The following is a 24,386-nucleotide window of genomic DNA, read 5'->3' as shown; positions in this document are numbered from 1 at the left end:
TCAAGTAAGGGGATTAACATTCTATGGAACTTTCGAGTTTAACTACTGAAAAGCGTAACGTAAATAGTATGGAATTGGACAAGATGTCAACAATGGAGATTTTAACCACCATAAATCAGGAAGATAAGAAGGTAGCTGAGGCTGTAGAAAAAGTTCTCCCTAATATAAATGAATCTGTTGAACAGATATGTAAAGCATTGAAAAAAGGTGGTCGCCTTTTCTATGTAGGGGCTGGGACAAGTGGTCGTCTTGGTGTGATTGATGCATCTGAGTGCCCCCCTACTTTCATGACACCACCAGAGATGGTACAAACTGTTATGGCCGGGGGAAATGAAGCATTTTTCAATGCTGTTGAAGGGTCAGAGGACAATGAGACACAGGGCGCTGAGGATATAAAAGCGAAAAGACTTTCAGGCAAAGACGTTGTAATTGGTATTACCGCTAGCGGTCGAACACCATACCCGATTGGTGCATTGAAATACGCTCGTGAAATTGGCGCATACACAGTATCACTAACATGTAATGAGAATTCATTAATCAGTCAATTTTCCACTAGCGTAATAGAAGTTGTCGTTGGTCCTGAAGTTCTAACAGGATCAACCCGGATGAAGGCAGCAACAGCTCACAAAATGATTTTGAATATGATTAGTACAACAACCATGATAAAACTGGGTAAAGTTCATGAAAACTTGATGGTTGATGTACACGCTAGCAACTATAAACTTAAGGAGCGTGCGAAGCGTACTATCATTGACATCACTGGAGTTTCGTACATTGAGGCAGAAAATACATTGAAATTAACTAATAACGAGGTTAAACCAGCAATTGTAATGATTAATGGAGGAGTTGCATACCAGGAGGCACTGGAAGCAATCCGTTATAGTAATGGATATGTCCGGGAAGCTATTAACTATGCTAAGAAGCAAAATGTTTGATGTAGTCTCAATCATTTAATGAAACTCTGGTTTAAAGCAATACATAAGAATAGCCAGGAACATTAAATGACCCATAAGTATGAGACTAAAGAGAAACTATGCTGCTTTCATCCTAATTTTATAGGGTGAATGGCAGCTTATTTTTGTGTAAGTTCTATATTTTCTAGAACAATAGAATTATTAAAATGTCTTCCGTTTCATTCTGCAATTGAATTGACTTGTATATCATGTGGGGATATATACACCTATAGACAAGAAAAAAATACCCACTTATCTCAATTACAATCTAATAAAGAAGGTTAGTAATTTACAACTTTTGGGCGAGGGTTATCAATTGATCAACAAGTGGAAATGAAATTTTTAATTAACGCCCAGACGAATACAGGCAAACTGCGCGGGACAGAAGAACCGCTGTCCCTCACCCCAACTCCGGGTAAAACAGGACTTTGCCGAAGGTTTCTTTTTTGTTTACGATGGCGTCGAATGTTGCGGGGCCTTGTGCTAAATGTAGTCGGTGGGATATGATCGGTTCTACATTTAGTTGTCCAACACTCATATAATGGATGGTAGAGGTCCACTCTTTGCCTGGGAATGGCGACGAGATAGCATTCCACGAACCCAGTACAGTTAATTCATTACGCACTATTTTTTCAAAGTAAAACCGCTCGATTTTAATATCGGCATATGGTATGCCCATAAACACTACTTCCCCGCCTTTCTTAGGAAGTGCAAATACCTGCGCTGAGGTTATTGGTGAACCCGCAGATTCTATGGCCACATCTACTCCCAGTCCACTTGTATGGCGGCTGATTTGCTCATGAGCAGGGCTGACCAATGAATTTACCAGGACATCTGCGCCTAATTCTCCAGCAGCTTCAAGCTTTGCATCATCAATGTCTATGGCATATACCTTCTTCGCTCCAAAAATTTTTGCCCATTGAATTGCAAGTAACCCAATATTTCCACAGCCCATTACAGCCACTTCTGCTCCCGGCTGCATCGTTGTCCGATAAAAACCGTGCGCAACAACTGCCGACGGTTCAACCATTGCTGCTGTATCAAAGTCTACGCTGTCCGGCAACGCTAGTACGTTTTGAGCTGGTAATTTCACGAATTCTGCATATGCCCCGGGATGGCGCGCACCGATAACCGTTAGTTTTTCACAGCGGGCAAGTTCGCCTTTCAAGCAGCTCGGGCAATGCCCACAATTATAAGTAGGACATCCAACAACCCGATCACCTGCCTTAAAGCAATCAACTGCTGATCCAACCTCCGCTACTTCCCCGGTAAATTCATGACCAAATGTCATTCCTTCCACGTATGGTCCCAATTTATTAAATCTGGAAATGTCCGATCCGCATATACCTGCAGCTTTCACCTTAATAATTACATCGTCTGCAGTATCAATGGTCGGTGCTTCTGACTCTTCAAAACGTAAATCCTGCTTGCCATAAAGGTTCAGGGTTCTCATTTAATCACTTCCTCCTTCGCTTCGATCAGCTGGCCGAACTTCCAGAATCAGCCTTGTTTTTGCCGCGAAAAATAAGGTTATATAAAGCGAATCCGACTACCAGTGTGTTAAAAAATATCTGGTATTCAAAATAAATATCTCCGATTACTTCCATTGGTCCGAGCATAAATCCCAACATTGACTCTACCATGCTATCAACCTCGCTTCTTTATTATAAATGTACATTTAATTCCAGTTTATCCACTCGAATCACTACCATTTCATAACATTATTCAACGGGTGTAAGCAGAACTTTTATCGCCTCACCGCTCTTGATTGCTTGGTAAGCCGCTTCCCATTGCGTAATATCAAATTCATGTGTGACCATCGCTTTAGCATTTACGCTGCCATTGTTCATCAGTTCAAGGGACGGCTCCCAGTCAGCAGGCTTTTGACTTCTGCTTCCGAAAATACTAATCTCTTTTTGAATGATTTTTTCTAAATCAAAAGGGATTTCAGACTTCGCAAATATTCCAACCTGCGCATACTGACCTTTCTTACGTAATAAATCGAGTCCTTGTTTTGCCGCAGGAACCGCGCCAGAGCACTCAAAAACCACATCTGCTCCGTAGCCGTCTGTTAACTGGTTAATTAATTCGGTAAGATCCTGCTCCTGCGTATTCACAACATAATCGACACCTAATTCTTTTGCCTTATCAAGACGAACTTGGTCATTCGTTAGACCAGTTACAATAACTGTTGCGCCGCGACTTTTGGCAATCTGAGCAGTGAACAGCCCAATCGGTCCCGGTCCAATCACGACTACGATATCTTCAGGCTTAATTTCTGTTTTGGAAACCGCATGGTGCGTACATGCTAGCGGTTCTGTCATTGCAGCAGATTGATAATCTACGTTTTCAGGAAGTTTATGAACACTTTCTTCACGAGCGATCAAATACTTTGTAAACCCTCCATTCTGCTGTGTTCCTAACCCTTTCCGATGGTTACATAAATTGTAGTCCCCAGCTCGACAATATTCGCATTCACCACAAATATAGAAAGTAGTTTCTGAAGTTACACGATCTCCCAGTTTGAATGAAGTTACTGCTTCTCCAAGTTCAACTACAATACCTGAAAATTCATGGCCTAACGTTACAGGGACACCCACTTTGTAATGTCCCTCATACGTATGAATATCAGATCCGCAGATTCCTGCATATTTCACTTCAATTTTGACCTGATTCTTACCTGGAAGAGGTTCTTCTCTTTCAAGAACCTCCAAATTACCAAATCCGAGTTCTGTTTTGACTAACGCTTTCATATGGAACTCCTCCTGTGTAATGAAATCTATCATTCGTTAATTAAACAAACTAAACAGTTTAAAGATTAAATAGTTGATAATATTTCCACCCTGATCAATACTTGATATTTTTGTAGATCCTTCAGGCATGTTAAAGTCAGCATTAACTGCCATTTCTGTGAAAATTGGAGCTACATCTGTCGCGATATACAAGGAAATCGCAATCATAATCGTTCCGGCAATGACAGAATGAACGATATTTCCTCTTGCTGCTCCAACGATAAACGCAACAATAAATGGTATCGTTGCCAAGTCACCAAATGGTAATAATGAATTACCTGGTAAGATAACCGCCAATACGACCGTTATTGGAACAAGGATTAATGCTGTTGAAATGACAGCCGGATGTCCAAGAGCAACCGCCGCGTCTAGTCCAATATAAATTTCTCTGTCACCAAATCGTTTGTTTAACCATTCACGTGCTGATTCCGATACAGGCATTAAACCTTCCATCAGAATTTTAACCATACGAGGCATTAACACCATAACTGCAGCCATCGCCATACCTATTTCGATTATCTCGCCTGCATTGTACCCTGCAAGGAACCCAATAGCTGCTCCAAGAAACAGTCCGATGAAAATCGATTCACCAAAAATACCAAACCTTTTCTGAATCGTATCCGGATCCGCATTCCAATTTCGAATACCAGGAATTTTTTGCAGACCTTTTACCAGGAAAATACCTGGTGCATACGAAATCGTACTGCCAGTTGCAATCGAAACGCCAGGTAGTTCATAAAATTCACTTACCATCGGAGCAGTCCAGTCAGCAACTTTCAGACAGATTACCTGGAAAATTACTGCCGCTATTAATCCTTGAACGATGCTTCCGGATATTGCATATACCATTGCGGCCATAAATGTATAATGCCAATAGTTCCAAATATCCACATTCATCGTTTTGGTCGTCTTTGAAAATAGCATGACAACATTTACTACTAAACCGAGAGGAATGATAAATGCGGCAACAATTGAAGCCCAAGCGATTGACGAGGAAGCTGGCCACCCTACATCGATGACATTTAACGTTACGCCCATTTGTTCAACCATACCTTGAGCAGCTGGACCAAGATTATTAACGAGTAGATCAATTACTAGGAAAATACCAACAAATGCTACCCCGATTGTTAGTCCCGATCTGAATGCTTTCCCTGGCTTTTGACCGAAGAACAAACCTAATAGAAAAATTGCAATCGGTAATATAACAGTTGCCCCTAAGTCGAGGAAACTTTGAATAAATTCAACAAAACCTTCCATCGTTTCTTCCCCCTTAGCTGTAAATCCCGATTTCCCTTATAAAGAAAAATCGAGATTCAAGCATAGTTTTTAAACCTTATTTTTGAAGCTCTTCAAGAATTTGTTTCTTCGTATCTTCAACACCAATACCTGTTAAAAATGAACGAGCGTTAATTACAGGGAATGGATATTCTTTTTTCGTCATTGCTGTTGTTACTAGCAAATCCGCTGTATCCACATGGCTTCCTACCTCTGTTATTTTAATCTGAACCAAGTCTAGTTTCAGGTTGTGTTCTTTCGCCATATCTTCAATCGCACCGTTCACAACGGTTGATGTAGCAACACCTGCGCCACAAGCTACCAATACCTTCTTTTTATTCATTCTTACTCACCTCCTTTAAGTGCTGCGATACCAAGTCGATCTTTTACTACTTGTTTAATCGCAGTTTTATCTCTTTCACTAGCCAAATACTTCAACGTATCAGCATGCTGAAAAACCTGCATTAATTTTTGCAATAACGGCAGCTGTTCATCCGCTTTATCCATCGCAAGCATGAACACAACTTTCACAGGCGTTGTTTCACTTTCATCACCCATAACACCGAATTCTACCTGCTCTTTTAAAATTGCGATGCTGATTGCCTTTTGATTTACATGTTCAAAATCTGTATGCGGAATTGCCACGGAACATCCTCCAGTTGGCAGCCCAGTTGCAAATTCATTTTCTCTGGCAATAATTGCTTGGGTGAAACTACTCTTTACCAGCTTTTTCTCTTCTAAATTCCTGCTCATTACTGTTAAAATATCTTCTTTCGTGCTGCCTTCCACATCTAAGAGAATGACAGATTCGTCAAAAAATACCTCTCCCATATTCACACCTCATATCGTTGTTTTCATTTATTCACCAGAAAATAATTGAATGGTTTCATAAATATCTCTGATGGAACTGTTCCTAATTATGTTCGTTCGATCCTGCTCAGATGCCGCCAGTTTCAGCAGCTGCATTAAAGCATGGATATGTTGTTGTTTATCTACAGCTGCAATTACAACGATTAAATTAATGGTATAGTCGGTTGTGAACTGCACACCATCAGTCAGACGAAGTAAGCTCATCCCCACATCGCTTGCCCCATCTTCTGGAGCAGCATGCGGGATTGCTATGTTCGGACCGATTACTATATATGGATCATGGTCATTATTCGTAATCATTGCTTCAATATAATCCTGTGTTATCTTGCCGCTGCGAACTAACGGCTGGGAAGCAATTCGAATCGCTTCGTCCCAGGATTTCACAGCACTTCTAACCGTAATGTGTTCTGGTAAAATAAGCTCGTCTAAATTTAATGGTTTATTGGCTTCTTGATGATCTCCTAAAACTAACTCATCTCGATTAACATACATCTGCAGATCCTCAGCCAACGCTTTTTCATTCTGAATTTCTGCATGACGCTTTATTATTTCCAATAAATGCGGCACATCAATATCGTTTGGAATATATCCATATAACTCCATCATCACCTGTTTTCTTAACTGCTGCTTTTCTTTATCTCCAAGAAATGCCTTTGAAATAAACAGCTTCTTCTCCGTTTCTAACGATAACGTGGAAAATACGATGTCATATTCTAATTGATAATTCAAAAACTCACGAACAGACAGGGAGTCGAGAAATACAAATTCCGAAAACAGCTTGCGTAATTCATTAAACATTAGCTTGGATACCGATACGCCTTGAGGACATACCACAATTGCTTTTATCTTTTCCCCAATACTGTCACCCTGTTTACTCATCCAGCCGCCGACCAGCATCGTGATGAACGTTGTTTCGCTTTCCGGAATGTCACTGCCAATTAATTTTTCAAGCGGTCCTGTTGATTGTTTGAGCAGGTGATGCAATTCGGTGAATTCTTTAGTTAATCCATCCTGAAAACTAGTTGTTACGGTTAATTGATACTTAATACGATAATAAGCAGGTTTGATATGCTGAAGCAGTTTCTCAAGCAGCTGCTCCCGTTCCTGAAAATAAATACATGCTCTTTTTTCAAAGATCTGCAGCATATGATCAATTGCCGGAACGATATCGCTAATAGATTCATCCAGCTCGATTTCTGAGTAATATACATTAGTTGTTAATAAATGCAGCGTTATGAATAAACGCTCGAAAAGTGGAATTTCTTCATAATCGTATAAAATATCTTCTGTTGCCAGGTATTCTTTTGTATCCGAAACTTCTTCATACTTGATAGAAAAATCATTAATGAAATTACCCTTTTCAATTCTTCTAAGTATTAATAGAAGAATATATGGCATCGTTTCCATTTTCTCGTCAGTAAACTTCAAACTTAATCTGTTTTCTACATTTTCAATTCGATTATGAAATTCTGCTATTTCATTGTCCTGAATGTTTGCAAGCTTTTTAACCATACTTAAACCGTTATTCATTTGCCTCAATTGATAGATGATATGAATTAGTAGCTTGCGAACCTGAAACTCTTTCCCTTCCAATAGATAACCAGACTTTCTGGTATAACGAATGCTTAAATTATAGGGATCTACATAAGCCTGCGCTTGCTTCATATTGGCAAGGACCGTGTTTTTGCTGACTCCAAGTTCACTGGAAAAATCGTTGAGTGCTAATTCCTCTTTGTAGCCAATGAGCATGATCAAAATAAGCTGAATCCGTTCGTTTTCCGGAATCACAGCATTATCCAGGTCAACCGTCTTGTCTAGATTGAGCTGACTGAAAACCGATGGATTAATAATAAACTGACCTTGTCTTGTTCTTTCGATTACAGGAAGATTATTGATCATAAACCACTCATTAATCTTTGTAACACTGTAACCAAGCTGCCTGCGGGATAAGTCGTACTTCTTCTCAAGTGCAGCGCTGGAAACATTAGGATTACTTATAATTTCATCTAGAATTTTCTTATTACGATAAGTAAGCGTCATTCGTAATCGCTCCTTCACTAAATATTCTATCAACAAAAAAACATAAATGAATGCGTTTTCATCACAAGCAAACGAACAGTTTATGTACAACCTTGTGCTTTAGGGACACAGGGACGGTTCTTCTGTCCCGGTGCGGGACAGAAGAACCGTCCCTCTCGTCCCAAACCAGATAGGTTGTTTCTTTATTTTGCTCGAATACCGTGCTAGTAGTTTATACAAGTAATCTTCACGCTCATATATTAAGAGTGACCTCACGTGAAAGGAGGTGTTTTTCATGAAAGCACAAGATTTAGTCCAATGTCCTGATGGTTGTTGTCAAGGTGACGAGTTACTTTGTCTTTCAATCCCATGTCCGGTTAGTATTGTAATACTTGGACTTGAGCTCCAATTAGAATTGCCTTGTCTAAAATTAACTTCCCCAAATGACTTAACACAAGAACAAACACAACAAGTAAGAAATGTACTAACTAATTTACTCCAGAACCTAGGAACAACCGCAGCACAATAAACACACTCAATAAAGTTGGACAAGGAACCCATACAAAAAAGAACAGTTGCATGCAGCAACTGTTCTTTTTTATGAAAGGGACAGAGGGACGGTTCTCTTGTCCCACCATTCTGTCCTAATTTATTCAACTGCGTCATACACATTATTTAGAGGTGATATTGTATGGAGAGATTAAAAAATCGTGTTACAAATGACACTTATAAGATGCTGGAATCACTAATATATTTAAAAGAAAATATAAATGAACTAACCAGGAAACAATCTAATTATCTATTATTAGCAATTGTTTCTGTCGCCATGTTAATAGTCGCTATATTATATTTTATTAGGATACATCCGTCTGGAAACATTTTATTTATAACATCTGATTTTTTCGGGGATTTCTACCGTATTATGCTTACTGTTATATCCGTAACGCTTTGCCTTAAATACGTAAATTGTAAAAAGGAAATTGATAAAGCAAAAGCTAACTTAGAGGAGCTGCGGTTAGAGTCTATCACTCACCTGAAAAGTTCCTGGCATTTGAATGACAATTCTAAACTCAGAGATGAGATATCTGAAGTAATGGAGGAGCATGGTATTAATGTAAGATTTAAGTTCGATAAAAAAATCCCACTTAACCCCGCATCAGATCTTCCAAATAAACAACCAGCTTCTTCCGATTATGAATACCGATCAACGTATAAACATGACTCACATAGTCCCGAATAGTTTTCTCACTCAGGTTAAGCTTCGCAGCTATTTCATGGTTTTTGTGCTTTTGAAGAATCAGAAAAAGAATATCCACATATCGATCTTTAATATCGAAACCCTGATCTATCAATTTTATTTTCAATAATTGCTTCTTATATAAATAACGGGATTGAATTTCATTAATCAGCACTTTAGCTATTTCTCCTGCCAAGACGAACTGACCTTTACTGACATGAACAATTTCGGTGATAATTTTTTCCTGATCAAAATAGGTTAACAGATATCCATCAACATTTTTTTCAATTCCATCGATGACTAGTTCTTCATTGTATGTATCCATCAAATAAATTAGCTTGATTTCCGGTAACGAATTTTTCACTAAACCAACAAGCCCGCTAACATTATTTTTCTGTCCCGTACATAAAAGGACAACAGATGGGTTCTTTTGAGTAATTTCCGATAGAATAACGTTTTCATCTGTTACCAGACCAATAAATTCAACATCTTTTTGTTTTACTAATTTCAATTTATCGTATAACACACTGGTTTGGTCAAACAGCATAGTTTTTATCATCGTACGTCACTCCATCTCCACAAAATACACCTTCACCCATTATATCGGACTAATTACCTAATTACTTTAGTTCATTTCCAAATAAAATGCAAATTTACTGAATAAAGGGACAGAGGGACGGTTCTCTTGTCCCTTTCCTTTTATCCATTCTTTCCATAGTCGTTTCATCTCATTCGTTTCGACCTTCTGTAACAACTCCAATTATACAGGCAACCATCTCTCATTTTTTCTCCCTCAACCAATTTCAACAAATTAACGGCCGCATTATAGTTACCAAGGCGGGACGCTTTCCCTTTTTCCTGCAGTTCCCCTACATTCAATCAGTAAGTCCGGAAATACTGTTACTTTAACGTAAAGACTAAATTTAAGATGTCATTGATAATGTGTTTTCAACTTACAGAAATCGACAACCAATGGGACAAAAGAACCGTCCCTCTGTCCCCTCTTCTTCCCTAATCCCCGCTAAACTGCTAAACTTATAGGAACGAAGAAAAAATGGGTGATTACATGACAAACGTTGTAAAAATATCGGTGCGGCATCTGGTGGAATACGTGTTTCGAAGTGGGAGTATTGAGTCTGGCGGCTTCCGTTCGTCGACACCGCTAACAGATGGTACGAAAGCACATCAGAAGATACAAAAAACTTACAGCAGCAATGACCAAAAGGAAGTCTACTTAAAAACAGAGATTCCCCATGAAGATATAATCATGCAAGTGGACGGTCGCGCAGACGGATTGCTTTTACAGGAGGACGACTCGGTAATCGTCGATGAAATCAAGTCCACTTCACGCGCGCTTGCTGCGATTACAGAGGATTCCTATCCGGTACACTGGGCTCAAGCTATTTTTTATGCGTATATTTATGCGAAAGATCAAGAGCGCGAGCAAATGACCATTCAGCTGACGTATGTACAAATCAGAACAGAAGAACAGAAACAGTTTAGGCGCACGATGACCTTAACAGAGCTTGAAAACTTTATCATGGATGTAGTCAGTCAGTACGCTTCATACGCCAAAGCGAAGACTCAGCATATAGTGGACAGAAATTTGAGCAGTAAAGAGCTAGCCTTTCCATTCGGCGAATATCGGGAAGGTCAGCACAAGCTTGCGGGATCCGTCTATAAAACGATCCTCGAGAAAAAAGTTTTGTTTGCCAAGGCTGCAACTGGCATCGGAAAAACCATTTCCACTGTTTTCCCAGCAATTAAATCGATCGGAGAAGGCACCCTCCAGCGCATTTTTTACCTGACTGCAAAAACCATTACCAGAACCGCCGCCGAGGACGCGTTCCGGTTGTTAATTGAAAATGGCCTGAAGATAAAAGTTGTCACCATTACTGCAAAAGCTAAAATATGTTTTCAGGAAGAAACGATTTGCAACGCTGAGCACTGTCCGTTTGCAGATGGTTATTATGACCGGATTAACGGAGCAATTCTGGATATTTTTCAAAACGAATCACTGATGACCCGGCCAGTAATTGAAGCATACGCACGGAAACATACGGTTTGTCCGTTCGAATTTTCGCTCGACCTTGCTTATACTGCCGATGCGGTCATCTGCGATTATAATTATATATACGACCCTAGAGTGTCTTTGAAACGGTTAATTGAAGACCAGAAAAAACAATCGGTACTGCTCGTCGATGAAGCGCATAACCTGGTTGATCGTGCTCGGGAAATGTACTCGGCGGTTTTGTTTAAATCATCGTTTTTACAGGTGCAAAAGGAATACAAAGATATAAATTCGGCAGTTGCTAAAGCAGCGAAAGCCGTCAACGTAAGTCTCGCAGAAAAGCGAAAAGAAGAGTATATCGTAGAAAAACAACTCGATGAAGACCTGGCAGTTCTGGTGGAAAAGTTCACAGAAGTGGCAGAAGAAGAATTGATTCAAAGCGCGGATTCCGATGAGCAATTAGTGGATACATATTTTGCTGCCAGCACCTTCGCAAAAATCTGCCGGCTTTACGATAAACGCTTCGTCTCCTATGTAGAATTAAACGAGAACGATGTAATGATCAAGCTCTTTTGTTTAGATCCATCGTACCTTCTGCAGCAAATGGGAAAGGGCTTCCGCTCTAAAGTTTTCTTTTCGGCAACTCTTACACCAGCAGATTACTATAAAAACTTGCTCGGAGGAACCCAGGAAGACTATGTGCTCTCGATTCCTTCTCCATTTGTTCATGAAAATGCAGATATTCTGATTGAGCCCTTGTCGACCCGCTATCGTGACCGGGAACGCACCATTTTGCCAATGGTTCAGTTTATGCTCGGTGTTCTCAACAAGCAAAAAGGGAATTTCATGATTTTTTTCCCGTCCTATATTTATATGAATAAAGTCTTCGAGGCATTTAAAGCCGAAGCTCCAGATGTAAAAACCATTGTCCAGGAAACTGGCATGTCGGAAGAGCTGCGCGAAAATTTCCTGAGCGCTTTCAAAGCCCACGAAGACGAAGACGCAAGATTAGTAGGATTTGCGGTTCTTGGCGGCGTTTTCTCAGAAGGCGTCGATCTAAAAGGCGATCGCCTTTGCGGCGTCATGGTCGTAGGTGTCGGCTTTCCGCAGATCGGATTCGAACGGGATATCATTAAGGATTATTTCACGAACGAAGGCTTTAACGGCTTCAATTACGCCTACGTCTTTCCCGGTATGAATAAAGTTCTGCAAGCTGGCGGACGACTCATCAGGTCCGAGTCCGATAAGGGAACCATCGCACTAATCGATGACCGGTTCCTGCAGCCAACCTACCAGAAACTGCTCCCAGAAGAATGGCGCCGTTAGCGGGACATAGGGACGGTTCTTCTGTCCCGGAACGGGACAAAAGAACCGTCCCCATGTCCCACCATGTCCCAACCTAAAAGTCTAACGGCCCAGCCATCCTCCATCTACTGCTAATAAATGACCGTGAATATAGGATGATGAGTCTGAGGCAAGAAACACAACGGTGCCTTTAAAATCTTCCGGACTTCCCCAACGTTCTGCAGGAATTCTGTCCAGGATTTGCTTACTTCTAACTGGATCGTCAATTAAAGCTGTATTCATACCTGTTGCAATATAGCCAGGAACAATTGCATTTACATTCACGTTTTGCTTTGCCCACTCATTTGAAAGAGCCTTGGTTAACTGAGCTACTGCTCCTTTGGCAGCTGCATAAGCAGGTACATTTATACCCCCTTGGAATGAAAGTAAAGACGCTACATTTATAATTTTGCCGCTACCTTGCTCTACCATGGCACGTCCTGCTTGCTGAGATAAAATCCACACAGTTTTCAGATTAACATGTAACACATCATCCCAATCTTCCTCTGTGAAATCAACAGCTGGTGACCGGCGCTGTATTCCCGCACAATTAACTAAAATATCAATTTTACCATAGGATTTGATTACCTCTGGAATAGCTTCTTTAACTTGATCTATGTCATCTAAATCACATGGAACAATGGTACACTTTCGGCCGGTAGCTGCTTCAATTTCTTCTTTTACATCGGTCTGCTCAGGATTTCGATTTAAAAGCGCTATATCAGCTCCAGCCTCCGCTAGCGCCATAGCCATTGATTTGCCAATTCCTCTTGTTGTCCCTGTTATAGCCGCAACCTTTCCGTTCAATTGAAATAAATTATTCATTATAAAAATCCTCTCGATGATATGTATCGTTTAATTGTAACATTACTATTTCTAGCAGGACAAGAGGGACAAGGGGACGGTTCTTTTGTCCCTCCCCACTCACCTTCTGCATGCTGCAAGCAGTCGTTCCATTTCCTCCATCTCAGCAGCCGGATCCATTTCCACTTCTTCAATTGCCACCTGTTTACGCTCCAACTCCCTTTTTCGTTTCTGTTCCGTGAACCACTCTGGAACAACTTCAGCAGATGCAGACGCAGAAGCTCCACCGCTATACGACCGCTTCTTTTGCACACTTCCAGCGCGAAACTCCACTTCTTCCGCCTGTGCCGCTTCAACGCCGGAGATCCCCTTTTTTGCCCATGCCTGCAGAATTCCTTTTACATATCCCCAATTACCTTTTCCCTGTTCCAATGCCCGCTTCATCGCGTGCAAAACGAGAGGTTCACCTAAATCAGTAACCCATTGAATGATGTCATTCGCAACATATGGAATCATCGCACCGAAATTATCCTGAAAAAATGCAATCGCGTCTATTGTAGTAGCAGTATTGTTTTGTTTACTTTTCTGTTTAATTAATGGGGCCAGGTTGTGGTCCACTTTGTGGTTCACATTTCGTTCTTCCTGCTGTTCAGAATCACTCACTGTCTCGTACAAACGGACCATTTGATAGAGCGCAGACTGATTTCCAGCTCTGGAAGTTACAATAATATACCCATTCTCTTCTAATTCTTTGCGCGCACGTTTAAAACAACTATCCGTCAATCCAGCCTTATCACACAACTTTGATGCCGCAACCGTAAATTCCTCGCGCCAGCACAATTTATTATTGATATCCGTTAACGTATGCCAAAGCGATCGTGCATTCACCGAAATCGGCTCCAAGTCAATCTTAAAATAAAATTCGTTTATCTGTTTAATATAGTTCATCGTCAACCACCCTTTAAAAAATATCTCTCTACTATCTATAATCGAAACAAGTTTTCAAAAGGTGGCAACAAAATAAAAAAACAGGGACAAAGGGACGGTTCTTCTGTCCCGGCGGGACAGAAGAACCGTCCCTTTGTCCGCTCTCTCCAATACAACATGAGCAAATAAACTTTTTATGAATAGTATATATATTATAAATCCCACAAAAACTACCACCTATTATGGGGAGGAATTGTGAGCAATGACAGATGATTATGTGTTTCAAAACTTAAGTCAATCGAGTATGACGCTTGATGAAGTATTTCAAAACATTGTTCAATATATGAAAAAGGATGTAACGGGGAATTACCGATTGATTTTCGGAACTGACTCGCAGGTCCATACCGATAATACCCTATTCATCACAGGAATTGTCATCCACCGAGCACGCAAAGGCGCATGGGCTTGTATTCGTAAAGTAAAAATACCAAGAAAGATGACCAACCTACATGAACGTATATCACATGAGACAACATTAACGGAAAATGTAGTTTCCCTGTTTTCAGAAGAAAGAAAGCAACAGCTTATTGATATCGTGTTGCCTCATATTTATAAAGGGGCTTCTTTTACCATCGAAGGGCATATCGATATCGGTTCTGGCAGCAGAAATAAAACCCGAGTGTTCGTGAACGAAATGGTTTCACGAATGGAATCCTTAGGACTAGAGCCAAAAATTAAACCGGACGCTGTGGTCGCTAGCAGTTATGCCAATCGGTACACCAAGTGAGAGGGACAAAGGGACGGTTCTTCTGTCCCGGTGCGGGACAGAAGAACCGTCCCTTTGTCCCACCCTTGTCCCACAAAAAAACCTACACATTCACGTGTAGGCTCTCTCCTATGACTTTGCCTCAGCTAACATTCCATGTACCTTTTCCACTTCTTGATCTGAGACAAGCATATAATATACTCCATCTATCATCGTGCCGTCACCTTGCATCATGTAGCTTGTAACGTCCTGCCTTACATCCTTATAATTGAACAGCAGATCCTTCATATCGGCAAAGTCCATATTCGTTGCCATGTTATTTCCAAGCACGTCAATTATGTTATCCATCTTGTTCACAGATGCAACACTTGCTCCCTTATCAATGACTGCCTGTATTACTTTACGCTGGCGTTTCGTACGACCGAAATCACCATCTGGATCCTCGTGTCGCATGCGCACATACCCCATAGTTTTAGGGCCATTAAGCGCTATCTCACCTTTTTCATAATGATAGCCTTTCTTATAAATCCCCTCATCGTACCAGTCCAGCGTGTTATTTACAGTAATACCATTCACAGCGCCAACCAATTCCGTTAGCCCTTCCATGTTCATTTCCACATAATAATCTAACTCTACTTCTAATAGATTCTCAACCGTAGCTATCGACATGTCGACACCGCCAAATGCGTAGGCATGGTTAATCTTATCTTTATATCCTTTACCAACAATCTGCGTCCGAGTATCCCGCGGAATACTTACCAATTGCATTTCATCGTTCTTCGGATCCAACGATAAAACCATTAAAGCATCAGAACGACCACTGTCGCCAGGACGCTGATCGACACCTAACAACAATATATTAAGTGGTTTCTCTTCACTAACTTTCTTTTTTGTTACCTTTGTATCAATCGTTTCAACATTTTTATGGATTTTATTATTCACTGTTTGCTTTGCATCATTATATATAGTAAACACGTACGTACCAACCCCCAGAACAACTACTGCAATTACAGCCAAACTAATTTTCAGCCAAAGTCGTTTCGGTTTCTTTTTTATCTCTGATCTTTTTTGATTCGTCATCCGTACATTCCTCAGTTCAATTTAATGTATTTCGTGTCATTTCTTGTAATTATAACAAAAATCCAACATATAATATACATTTTTCATGACGGGACAGTGGGACGGTTCTTGTGTCCCGTCCAGCGGGCGAAGGGACAGGAGAACCGTCCCTCTGTCCCGCACGCACCACCTGAAGATATAGGTGGCGAACCCGGGTATGAACAATTTCTTGCGGTTATGGCGGATCCAACCCAACGCACCCTGATTTTAATCATACGAAAAGCTGGGGAATAAGTCAGGGTTACCGGAGTTTTGATATCGAGATGATGAATAAAAGATTGAAGAATATGCAGGTCATAGGAACCGCTATAATACATGCCTCGCACCCTTCATCATAAGTATTTTAAATAAAGGTTGCTTAAATTCCTTTTCATGTGTTACACTAAGGTTAACTTATTGATGTTCGTTTAACAAAACAAGATTCTTGTAATAACTATCTAGTGATTATCATCGTCTTGAATTATTATCTTGGACCAAAAAGTAATATACGTGCTATAAAGCACATGGAGGAATTTTCTTATGAGTAACGGTACAGTAAAATGGTTTAACGCAGACAAAGGTTTCGGTTTTATCGAGGTTGAAGGTGGAGAAGATGTATTCGTACATTTCTCAGCAATTCAAGGCGAAGGTTTCAAATCATTAGACGAAGGCCAAGCAGTTTCTTTTGAAGTTGAAGAAGGTAACCGCGGACCACAAGCAGCAAACGTTGAAAAAATATAATTAAATATTTTTGAAAGCTCTTCTCCTATGAGAAGAGCTTTTTTTATGGAGCGGGACAAGGGGACGGTTCTTCTGTCCCGCCGAGACAAAAGAACCGTCCGAGATCACTGAAAAAGTGTTAGATTTTAAAAAATTTACGTATTGCCCCCGTCTAACATCATCGAATTCACGAGACTCCTGCGGGAACAGCGCGAGCTGAAGATCTAAGCAGGAAAGCGGTTTTTGCTTATCCGAGGAAGCTGAAGCCGTGCCCACGGAAAGCGAAGTGAATTCGATGATGCGATCGTAGATCCACTAAATTCGTATTCATGTACTTTTTTCAGCAATCTCGAACCGTCCCCTTGTCCCATCCTCTGTTAAAAAAAACAACCATTACTTTGCTTTTGTTAATCCCGATTTCTTTAATACTTCTTTTTGTTTGCCTCCCTTTGCAGTCACATAATTATTTTTAAACCATGCAACCAATGAAGCGACTACTGTAAATACACCAGTTAAAAGTAATTCAAGGTCATCATTCTCAATTGGTAATGGGCTCCTTCCCCACATGACCAGCATTTGATTGATTAGCGCTACCACCAAAACGATTGTCCGTATGATTGTTCCTTTATCCACAACACATCATCCCTTCTGAATCCATTTCACTTTGTTAATCGTTGAACTCGTTAAAAGAATATTCTTTTCATCATGTGTTTATGTCATTTTTCTTCTAACAGCTTATGACGGGACAGAAGAACCGTCCCCTTGTCCCAATAATTGTCGAAATTGCTCGAAAATTTATTTCGGCTAAGGTATACTAGGTATATAGTCTTGAAAATAGTTCTGTCTACATAGGTTACATAAGATAAACATAGATTTGGGGGGAGCATATGCTAATCTTAACAGTTGCCATCATCGTAATTATAAACGTTTTCTTAATTGTATTAATAAGACATCAGGCGGAAAAAAAGATAAAAGAAGAACGGAATCAATCAAAGAAAAACGAACAATTTTTTCAATCGCTTTATAAGAAAAATCCGGATATAATTCTAACCTTCGACACGGACGGAAAACTGTTGAACACGAATAAAATTGCAGAGTTTTATGGATATATTGAGGAAGAATTACTGCAGCAATCTGTTGTTTCATATATCGTTCCAGACCAAATAGATACGACATTAGAAAACTTTCATATAGCATTAAATGGGGAATCTACAAGTTTCGACACAGCTATATTTAGCAAGGATGGCGAACGATATGAACTATTTGTGACGTACATCCCTACAATTGTCAGCGCTCGTGTTATCGGTGTGTTTGCTATTCTAAAAGATATTACCGCAAATAAAAAAGCAAAGTATGCTTTGACAGAAGCCGAAGAAAAGTATCGTAACTTATCGGAGAACTCATTAGTTGGCATTTATATTACACAGGCCGGAAAGTTTAATTACGCTAATCCAAAGTTATTGGAAATGTTAGGGTATGAAGAAAATGAACTATATGCGGTAAATGTCATGGATTGTATTCATCCGGACGACCACCAAATCGTAATGGAAAACATAAAGAAGCGGATAGTTAGCGATTCTGCTGCCGTGCAATATCAATATCGTATGGTGAAGAAAGATAAAACAATCTTATATGTTCAAAACTATGGATCAACAATGATGTATAAAGGGGAAATCGCTGCTATCGGGGCAATATTAGACGTTACGGATCAAAAGCAAGCACAAGCCACCATTGAGTACATGGCCTATCATGATGCATTAACAGGGTTAACCAACCGCCGATTTTTTTACAATCAATTGAAAGCCATTCTGGATCAGGATACTACCAAGCGCCTTGCAGTAATTTTCTTTGATTTAGATCGATTCAAGATCATAAATGATTCGATGGGACATAATGTCGGGGATCAGCTGCTGCAGCAAATTGCTGTTCGTCTCACCGAAGAAATAGGCGATCTGGGTGAATTATCCCGGAATGGCGGCGATGAATTCCTCTTCTCGCTTGTTAATGAAAAAAAGGAAAAGGTATCTATGGTAGCAGAGAAAATCCTCCATTGTTTTACGAAGCCATTCTACATTGATCAATATGAACTGTACACGACACCTAGTATAGGCATCAGCACGTTTCCGCAAGATGGAAATGACGTAGACGCCTTAATCAAAAAGGCAGATTCAGCCATGTATAAAGCGAAACGAAATGGCACGAATAATTTCCAGTATTATTTTTCGGATCAGGATGAACATGCGTATGAAAAATTTGAAGTAGATATGGATTTGCATAAAGCGCTTGAGCAGCAAGAATTTCATCTTTCTTATCAGCCTAAACTTCATCTTATTACTGGTGAAGTAGTAGGTGCAGAAGCATTATTGCGCTGGAATCATCCGGAAAAAGGAATTATTTCACCGGGGTCATTCATCCCGAGAGCAGAAGAAACTGGACTGATTATCCCGATTGGAGAATGGGTATTACGCACCGCGTGCATACAAACAAAATATTGGCAGGATGCCGGTCTTCCTGCGTTTGTGATGTCTGTCAACCTTTCCATACGCCAGATTTATCAGCCTGATTTAGTCGAAGCTGTTAAAGAAATATTAGAAGATACAGGTCTAGAAGCGAAATACCTTGAGCTTGAAATTACGGAGAGCATGATGGCAGACAGCGGACATGTGATGAATGTACTCAGCAACCTGAAAAATTTGGGTGTGAGTATAAGTTTAGATGACTTCGGGACAGGCTTTAGCTCCCTTCATTATTTGAAAGAATCTCCAATCGACAAACTGAAAATTGATCAATCGTTTATACGAAACTGTACTATAGATGCCAACGATGCAACTATCGTGAAAACGATTATTGCCATGTCGCACCAGTTGCAGCTGGAAGTCATAGCTGAAGGCGTAGAAACAAGAGATCAGCTCATTTTTCTGCAGCAGAATGCATGTGATGTGTCACAAGGCTATCTGTTCAGTAAACCGATGCCACCAGATGAATTTGAGAAGCAATATGATGAAATGGGAAGGATAGTTGAACGCTACGGTATCCCGAAGAGTTTACAGAATCGGCAATGGTTGGAAAAGTCATTGCAGAGCGAACGTCAGGAACTTTTGGACACACTCAAAAGACAGCATGGCATGACGTATAAATTTATCAAAGAAGACGATAAATTTATACATACCCTTTGTGATGGAGAACTGGTTTACAAGCTAGGATTATCACCTGAACAAATTATTGGGTATGAACTAAAAGATTTCCAGCCGGTTGAGGAAGCAGATAGGAAAGCTCAATATTACCAGCGGGCATGGGAAGGCGAAAAAAATGTATATTATGAAGCCGAATTGAATGGCATCAGATATGTTGCGTCAATGAATCCTGTCGTTAAAGGTGGAAGAGTTGTTGAAGTGATTGCCTCTTGCCTGAATATTACAAAATGGGCTCAAGACGAAACATCGTTAAGACAGCCTCAGTCTAATCTTTAACCGATTAACCACCATGTTCAGGACGGCACCCAATACTTTAAATTACGAATCATTCGATCAATTAATAAAAAAAAGGTGCGGCCCCATCACGGAACCGCACCCTTCTTCTATTCTATATCAGATACTTTCACAATCGCTTTCCCTAAGTTTGCACCTTTGAACAGGTCAAGAAAAGCATCAATCGTATGATCAAACCCATCTGTGATTGTTTCCTCGTACTGTATTTTTCCTTCCCGCAGCCATCCAGCTAACGCTTCAGAACCTTCTTGGAAACGAGAAGAATAATCACCGACTGTGAAACCTTTCATTAAAGCGCTCGATTTAATCAAGTAGCCTTGGACACGTAATCCAATATCAGCTTCCTTGTTATTGTAGGAAGAAATCGCTCCACACACAGGGATACGCGCAAATTTGTTCAGTAGCGGAAGAACGGCATCACCGATTTCACCGCCAACATTTTCATAGTAGACATCAATTCCATTCGGACATGCTTCACTCAATGCGGTTGGAATATCCTGCGTCTTATAATTGATCGCCGCATCGAATCCTAATTCATTTGTTAGAAAAGTTGTTTTCTCAGCCGATCCCGCAATTCCAACGACTCGTGCACCTTTAATTTTTGCGATTTGTCCTACAACGGAACCAACGGCACCTGCCGCTCCAGAAACCACAACCGTTTCACCTTCTTTTGGCTGCCCGATGTCCAGCAGTCCAAAATATGCGGTTAAGCCAGTCATCCCTAACGCACTCAAATAAGCAGATGCCGGCGCAAGTTTCGTATCGATTTTTCGTACCTCAGACTCTTTCGCAACCGAATATTCCTGCCAGCCAAGCATACCAGTTACGATATCGCCTTTCTCAAAGCTCGATGATTTTGATTCCATTACTTGACCTACAACACCACTGGAGATTGCTGCATCCAGCTCGAATGGCGGTATATAGGATTTCACATCATTCATTCTGCCTCTTAAATATGGATCAACAGAAATGTAGTTGGTCCGAATAAGCACTTCACCTTCAGCTGGCTCACTAATCGGCACCTGTGCAAATTCAAAGTCTTCCTTTACCGGAGTACCCACTGGTCTTTTTACGAGTTTTATTTGCTGTTGCACTAAAATCATCCTTTCCTTTAAATACAACTATACAACTTTTTCACATCGCTACGCTAACGTTAGGATTGGGACAAAGGGACGGTTCTTCTGTCCCCCATTTGTCTCAATTTTCGACATTTAGCGCTGAAAAACCAAAATTTTCTATGAATGGTTCTCGAACTATAGTAAAATAGTAGACGGATTACTATTAGAGTTGAGAGGAGAATTAAATGACTAAAAGACTTTTAGTTTTGTTGATCGTTTTTGTAATGGTCTCATCCCAGTTAGGTATTGTTGCTAACGCTGAGGGACAGGTAGACACAAACAAGGATGATACGAATACACAGGAAACAGACCAAACCAAAGAAGACAATGAAGATGGTGAAAAAACAGAGGATCAGGGTGACACGCTTAATGAGGACAATCCAACAGAAGATCCATCCACAACTGATACAAAAGAAGAAGAAACAACCGAAGACGATAAAAAAGATACTGAGCTGGAAGATCCAGTAAAAGATCCGGTTGACGATGAAGTATCAAAAGAAGAAGATAAGCAACCAGATCCGGAGAAGCCTGAAGATACGCCTGAAGGTGAAGATACAACGGACTCGGAAACCGAAACAACTGACAATCCAAAAAAAGAGGATTCACCTACTGATACGAAACAGGAGGAACAAGAATCAACAACCAAGTCAGCAGCTTCTTCAAACGATAAAGAAGTTCAAATAGATAATACAAAATATTACCTAGATGAAAATAAACATATTATTTATGCGGAAGTTTTCTCAAATGAAAAAGTTGTAAAAGTAATGGAATATTTTCCAAACACAACAGTAGAGACTGCTGCCGAGAATCTAAAAAATATTTTCTACATAAATAGCGATAATACAATCGATTATTCACAGCATATGGATCAAAACGGTGTAACAGTTTCATACAAGCAATATTTCTCGGGCACAAGCTACGAAAATCAAGCTAGTTCAGTGAAATACATCTTCCATATTAATTCGGAAGGTTTTGTACACAGTGCTACCGGGCATGATCGCGATTCGCAGCAAGTGAACAAGCAGTACGAATATTACCCAGGTACAGAATTCGGAAAACATGGCGCAAATATCAAATATGTTTTTGACATTGAAAATGAAAAATATGTAGCAGAAGCCACAGAACATGAAAAAGGTTCGCAGGATATCACTGGTAAGTATCAGTATTATCCAAATAGCGTTTACGGTGAACATGGTTCGAGCATCAAATACGCTTTTGATATAAATGATTCCGGAAATATCTACCAAGCTACCAAACGCGCGCAAGGGACAGGAGTTATTACCAACTGGTACCAATATTATTCAGGCACTAAATTTGGCAACCATGCGGATAACATCAAATATGTTTTTGATATTAAAAACGGAAAATATGTAGTAGAAGCGTCTCAACGCGAAAAAGGTTCGCAGGATATTGTTTCCTGGTATCAGTATTATCCGAATGCTGTTTACGGTGATCACGGATCAAGCATTAAATACGTTTTTGAACTAAATAGTGCAGGGCATATCTACCAAGCAGCTAAACGCGAAAAAGGAACCAGGGATACGACGAACTGGTACCAATATTATCCGGGAGCTGAGTATGGCGCACATGGATCAAAAATTAAATTTGTTTTCGATCTCAACAGCGCTGGGTATGTCTATCAAGCTAGTATGAGAGAAGAAGGCACACGTGATTTTATTTCTCGATACGATTATTATCCAAACACAGTTTACGGTGATCACGGATCGAACATTGAGTATATTTATGATTTGAACAGCCAGGAAGAACTTACCGTGGCTACCAAAAGAGAGAAGAACACGAAAGATGTACTGAGAAGATATGAATATTACAACAATACTTCTTATCATGAGCGCGGAATAAACATTCAGTATATTTTTTACCTGAAAAATAACGGAGAAATTTCATCCGCAATCGAAAGGTACCCTCATTCCAGGAACTTGAAAACAAGCTATACGTACTACGATAATGCTCATTACGGTAGCCAGGGGCCAAAAGTAAGATATATGTATAACTACGATGAAAGCGGGTATATGACGAACTCGTTAACCCGCCGAAATAATTCATTCTCTATCATTCGGGCTTTTGAATATTACCCGAAGACGACAATGAGCAACCGATCGGCAAACGTTAAATTCTACATTAATCTTAGTGATTATGGCTATATGCAAAAGGCTTACTTAAAGGAACAATATTCTCAGAATACAATTGGCACATATACATTTGACAGTGGAACTAAATATGGCAATCACTGGAACCATGTTGCGGATATGCACCTCTATCTGCCAAAGATTATGCAAAACACTGGTTCGCCAAGTTACCCATGGGGATGCGCAATTGTATCACTGAATGAATCTCTAAACTTTAAAGGCGAAAATTTACAAAGAAACTCATTAGTAGCAGAGGTTCCCCGCTCAAACGATCCATACAAAGGATATGTGGGAGACCCGTCGAAAGGCCAATATGTCGACGGTCAGCGACACCCTAACTTAATTTATCCAGAAGGTCTGATTAGCACAGCAAAAAAATACCGACCTAATAGTGAGGTTGTTAACGGTATATCCCACAGCCAAATTCAGGCAGAGCTTAAAAAGGGAAACCCAGTACTTGTATGGGTGGTTTATAACTTCAAGCGTGTTAATTGGGACTGGTACTATAACGGTACATTAAAAGCACCATCTGAATACCACGTAATTGCATTATCCGGATTTGATAATAACGAGTACCATTACGTAGATACAGTAGGATGGTCACTAGAACGATCCGTCCACAAATCAACAATGGATCCAGTATTCAACGACCTAGGCAGAAAAGCCCTAATCGTCAGATAAGGGACACAGGGACGGTTCTTCTGTCCCAATTCAAAAATAAAACAAAGAAACCTACACAAGCTATTTAAAGCATGTGTAGGTTCTTTGTTTAGTCTAGAGGGACAGAGGGACGGTTCTTCTGTCTCGCCCCAGCGGG

At 40.3% G+C, this 24,386-nt stretch carries 21 protein-coding genes; 8 read left to right on the top strand and 13 right to left on the bottom strand.

Annotation, left to right across the window (positions count from 1 at the left end):
- Positions 1-23: 23 nt before the first annotated feature.
- A complete protein-coding gene (murQ, locus tag VBD025_RS06660; protein ID WP_430790514.1) occupies positions 24-935 on the top strand; it encodes an N-acetylmuramic acid 6-phosphate etherase in 912 nt (303 codons plus the stop codon).
- A 418-nt stretch (positions 936-1,353) separates the two neighbouring features.
- On the opposite strand, the gene VBD025_RS06655 is transcribed toward murQ, so the two are convergent.
- The 7 genes from VBD025_RS06655 to VBD025_RS06625 all read right to left on the bottom strand — a co-directional run bounded on the left by VBD025_RS06655 (position 1,354) and on the right by VBD025_RS06625 (position 7,963).
- Positions 1,354-2,406, bottom strand: coding sequence for a galactitol-1-phosphate 5-dehydrogenase (locus tag VBD025_RS06655; protein WP_430790512.1), 1,053 nt, complete (start codon positions 2,404-2,406; stop codon positions 1,354-1,356).
- Between the two features lie 25 nt (positions 2,407-2,431).
- Positions 2,432-2,596, bottom strand: a complete 165-nt coding sequence (locus tag VBD025_RS06650; protein ID WP_430790510.1) for a hypothetical protein — start codon at positions 2,594-2,596, stop codon at positions 2,432-2,434.
- Between the two features lie 78 nt (positions 2,597-2,674).
- On the bottom strand, positions 2,675-3,706 hold the full coding sequence (locus tag VBD025_RS06645; RefSeq protein ID WP_430790508.1) for a zinc-binding dehydrogenase: 1,032 nt from the start codon (positions 3,704-3,706) through the stop codon (positions 2,675-2,677).
- 36 nt (positions 3,707-3,742) lie between these two features.
- Positions 3,743-5,002 (bottom strand): galactitol-specific PTS transporter subunit IIC, encoded by a 1,260-nt coding sequence (locus tag VBD025_RS06640; RefSeq protein WP_430790506.1) that lies wholly within the window; start codon positions 5,000-5,002, stop codon positions 3,743-3,745.
- Positions 5,003-5,078: 76 nt separating this feature from the next.
- Positions 5,079-5,363 carry a PTS sugar transporter subunit IIB gene (locus tag VBD025_RS06635; RefSeq protein ID WP_430790504.1) on the bottom strand — a complete coding sequence of 95 codons (285 nt, stop codon included), beginning with the start codon at positions 5,361-5,363 and terminating at the stop codon, positions 5,079-5,081.
- Positions 5,364-5,365: 2 nt separating this feature from the next.
- Positions 5,366-5,851 carry a PTS sugar transporter subunit IIA gene (locus tag VBD025_RS06630; RefSeq protein ID WP_430790502.1) on the bottom strand — a complete coding sequence of 162 codons (486 nt, stop codon included), beginning with the start codon at positions 5,849-5,851 and terminating at the stop codon, positions 5,366-5,368.
- Positions 5,852-5,878: 27 nt separating this feature from the next.
- Positions 5,879-7,963 carry a BglG family transcription antiterminator gene (locus VBD025_RS06625; protein WP_430790500.1) on the bottom strand — a complete coding sequence of 695 codons (2,085 nt, stop codon included), beginning with the start codon at positions 7,961-7,963 and terminating at the stop codon, positions 5,879-5,881.
- A gap of 241 nt (positions 7,964-8,204) precedes the next feature.
- Between VBD025_RS06625 and VBD025_RS06620 the strand changes: the two genes are divergently transcribed.
- Entirely contained in the window at positions 8,205-8,438 is a 234-nt protein-coding gene (locus VBD025_RS06620; RefSeq protein WP_430790498.1) for a hypothetical protein, read from the top strand.
- A gap of 162 nt (positions 8,439-8,600) precedes the next feature.
- The gene (locus VBD025_RS06615) at positions 8,601-9,149 is read left to right on the top strand and encodes a DUF2663 family protein (RefSeq protein WP_430790496.1); all 549 of its coding nucleotides are present in this window, start codon (positions 8,601-8,603) and stop codon (positions 9,147-9,149) included.
- Here VBD025_RS06615 and VBD025_RS06610 read toward each other — a convergent pair.
- On the bottom strand, positions 9,055-9,705 hold the full coding sequence (locus VBD025_RS06610) for a LuxR C-terminal-related transcriptional regulator (protein ID WP_430790494.1): 651 nt from the start codon (positions 9,703-9,705) through the stop codon (positions 9,055-9,057). The two genes, VBD025_RS06615 and VBD025_RS06610, sit on opposite strands and share 95 nt — an antisense overlap.
- A gap of 507 nt (positions 9,706-10,212) precedes the next feature.
- On the opposite strand from VBD025_RS06610, the gene VBD025_RS06605 reads away from it, so the two are divergent.
- Entirely contained in the window at positions 10,213-12,483 is a 2,271-nt protein-coding gene (locus VBD025_RS06605) for an ATP-dependent DNA helicase (RefSeq protein ID WP_430790492.1), read from the top strand.
- A gap of 81 nt (positions 12,484-12,564) precedes the next feature.
- Here VBD025_RS06605 and VBD025_RS06600 read toward each other — a convergent pair whose 3' ends face one another.
- On the bottom strand, positions 12,565-13,326 hold the full coding sequence (locus tag VBD025_RS06600) for a glucose 1-dehydrogenase (protein WP_430790490.1): 762 nt from the start codon (positions 13,324-13,326) through the stop codon (positions 12,565-12,567).
- Positions 13,327-13,425: 99 nt separating this feature from the next.
- A complete protein-coding gene (locus VBD025_RS06595; protein ID WP_430790488.1) occupies positions 13,426-14,253 on the bottom strand; it encodes a DnaD domain-containing protein in 828 nt (275 codons plus the stop codon).
- Between the two features lie 241 nt (positions 14,254-14,494).
- On the opposite strand from VBD025_RS06595, the gene VBD025_RS06590 reads away from it, so the two are divergent.
- Positions 14,495-15,019 carry a ribonuclease H-like YkuK family protein gene (locus VBD025_RS06590; protein ID WP_430790486.1) on the top strand — a complete coding sequence of 175 codons (525 nt, stop codon included), beginning with the start codon at positions 14,495-14,497 and terminating at the stop codon, positions 15,017-15,019.
- 108 nt (positions 15,020-15,127) lie between these two features.
- Here the strand turns inward: VBD025_RS06590 and VBD025_RS06585 are convergent, their stop codons facing one another.
- Positions 15,128-16,078: an LCP family protein gene (locus VBD025_RS06585; RefSeq protein ID WP_430790484.1), complete on the bottom strand. Its 951-nt coding sequence runs from the start codon at positions 16,076-16,078 to the stop codon at positions 15,128-15,130.
- A 558-nt stretch (positions 16,079-16,636) separates the two neighbouring features.
- Between VBD025_RS06585 and VBD025_RS06580 the strand changes: the two genes are divergently transcribed.
- Positions 16,637-16,837: a cold-shock protein gene (locus VBD025_RS06580; protein WP_430790482.1), complete on the top strand. Its 201-nt coding sequence runs from the start codon at positions 16,637-16,639 to the stop codon at positions 16,835-16,837.
- 372 nt (positions 16,838-17,209) lie between these two features.
- Here the strand turns inward: VBD025_RS06580 and VBD025_RS06575 are convergent, their stop codons facing one another.
- The gene (locus tag VBD025_RS06575) at positions 17,210-17,449 is read right to left on the bottom strand and encodes a phage holin (protein ID WP_430790480.1); all 240 of its coding nucleotides are present in this window, start codon (positions 17,447-17,449) and stop codon (positions 17,210-17,212) included.
- A 254-nt stretch (positions 17,450-17,703) separates the two neighbouring features.
- Between VBD025_RS06575 and VBD025_RS06570 the strand changes: the two genes are divergently transcribed.
- A complete protein-coding gene (locus tag VBD025_RS06570; RefSeq protein WP_430790478.1) occupies positions 17,704-20,286 on the top strand; it encodes a sensor domain-containing protein in 2,583 nt (860 codons plus the stop codon).
- A 107-nt stretch (positions 20,287-20,393) separates the two neighbouring features.
- Here VBD025_RS06570 and VBD025_RS06565 read toward each other — a convergent pair whose 3' ends face one another.
- Positions 20,394-21,407, bottom strand: coding sequence for an NADP-dependent oxidoreductase (locus VBD025_RS06565; RefSeq protein WP_430790476.1), 1,014 nt, complete (start codon positions 21,405-21,407; stop codon positions 20,394-20,396).
- Between the two features lie 200 nt (positions 21,408-21,607).
- On the opposite strand from VBD025_RS06565, the gene VBD025_RS06560 reads away from it, so the two are divergent.
- Positions 21,608-24,250 (top strand): C39 family peptidase, encoded by a 2,643-nt coding sequence (locus VBD025_RS06560; RefSeq protein ID WP_430790474.1) that lies wholly within the window; start codon positions 21,608-21,610, stop codon positions 24,248-24,250.
- Positions 24,251-24,386 lie beyond the last annotated feature (136 nt).

Origin of the sequence: Virgibacillus flavescens, assembly GCF_050574275.1 — a bacterium.
Taxonomy (GTDB): domain Bacteria; phylum Bacillota; class Bacilli; order Bacillales; family Amphibacillaceae; genus Virgibacillus_F; species Virgibacillus_F flavescens.
This window is presented reverse-complemented; position numbering and strand designations above follow the sequence as displayed.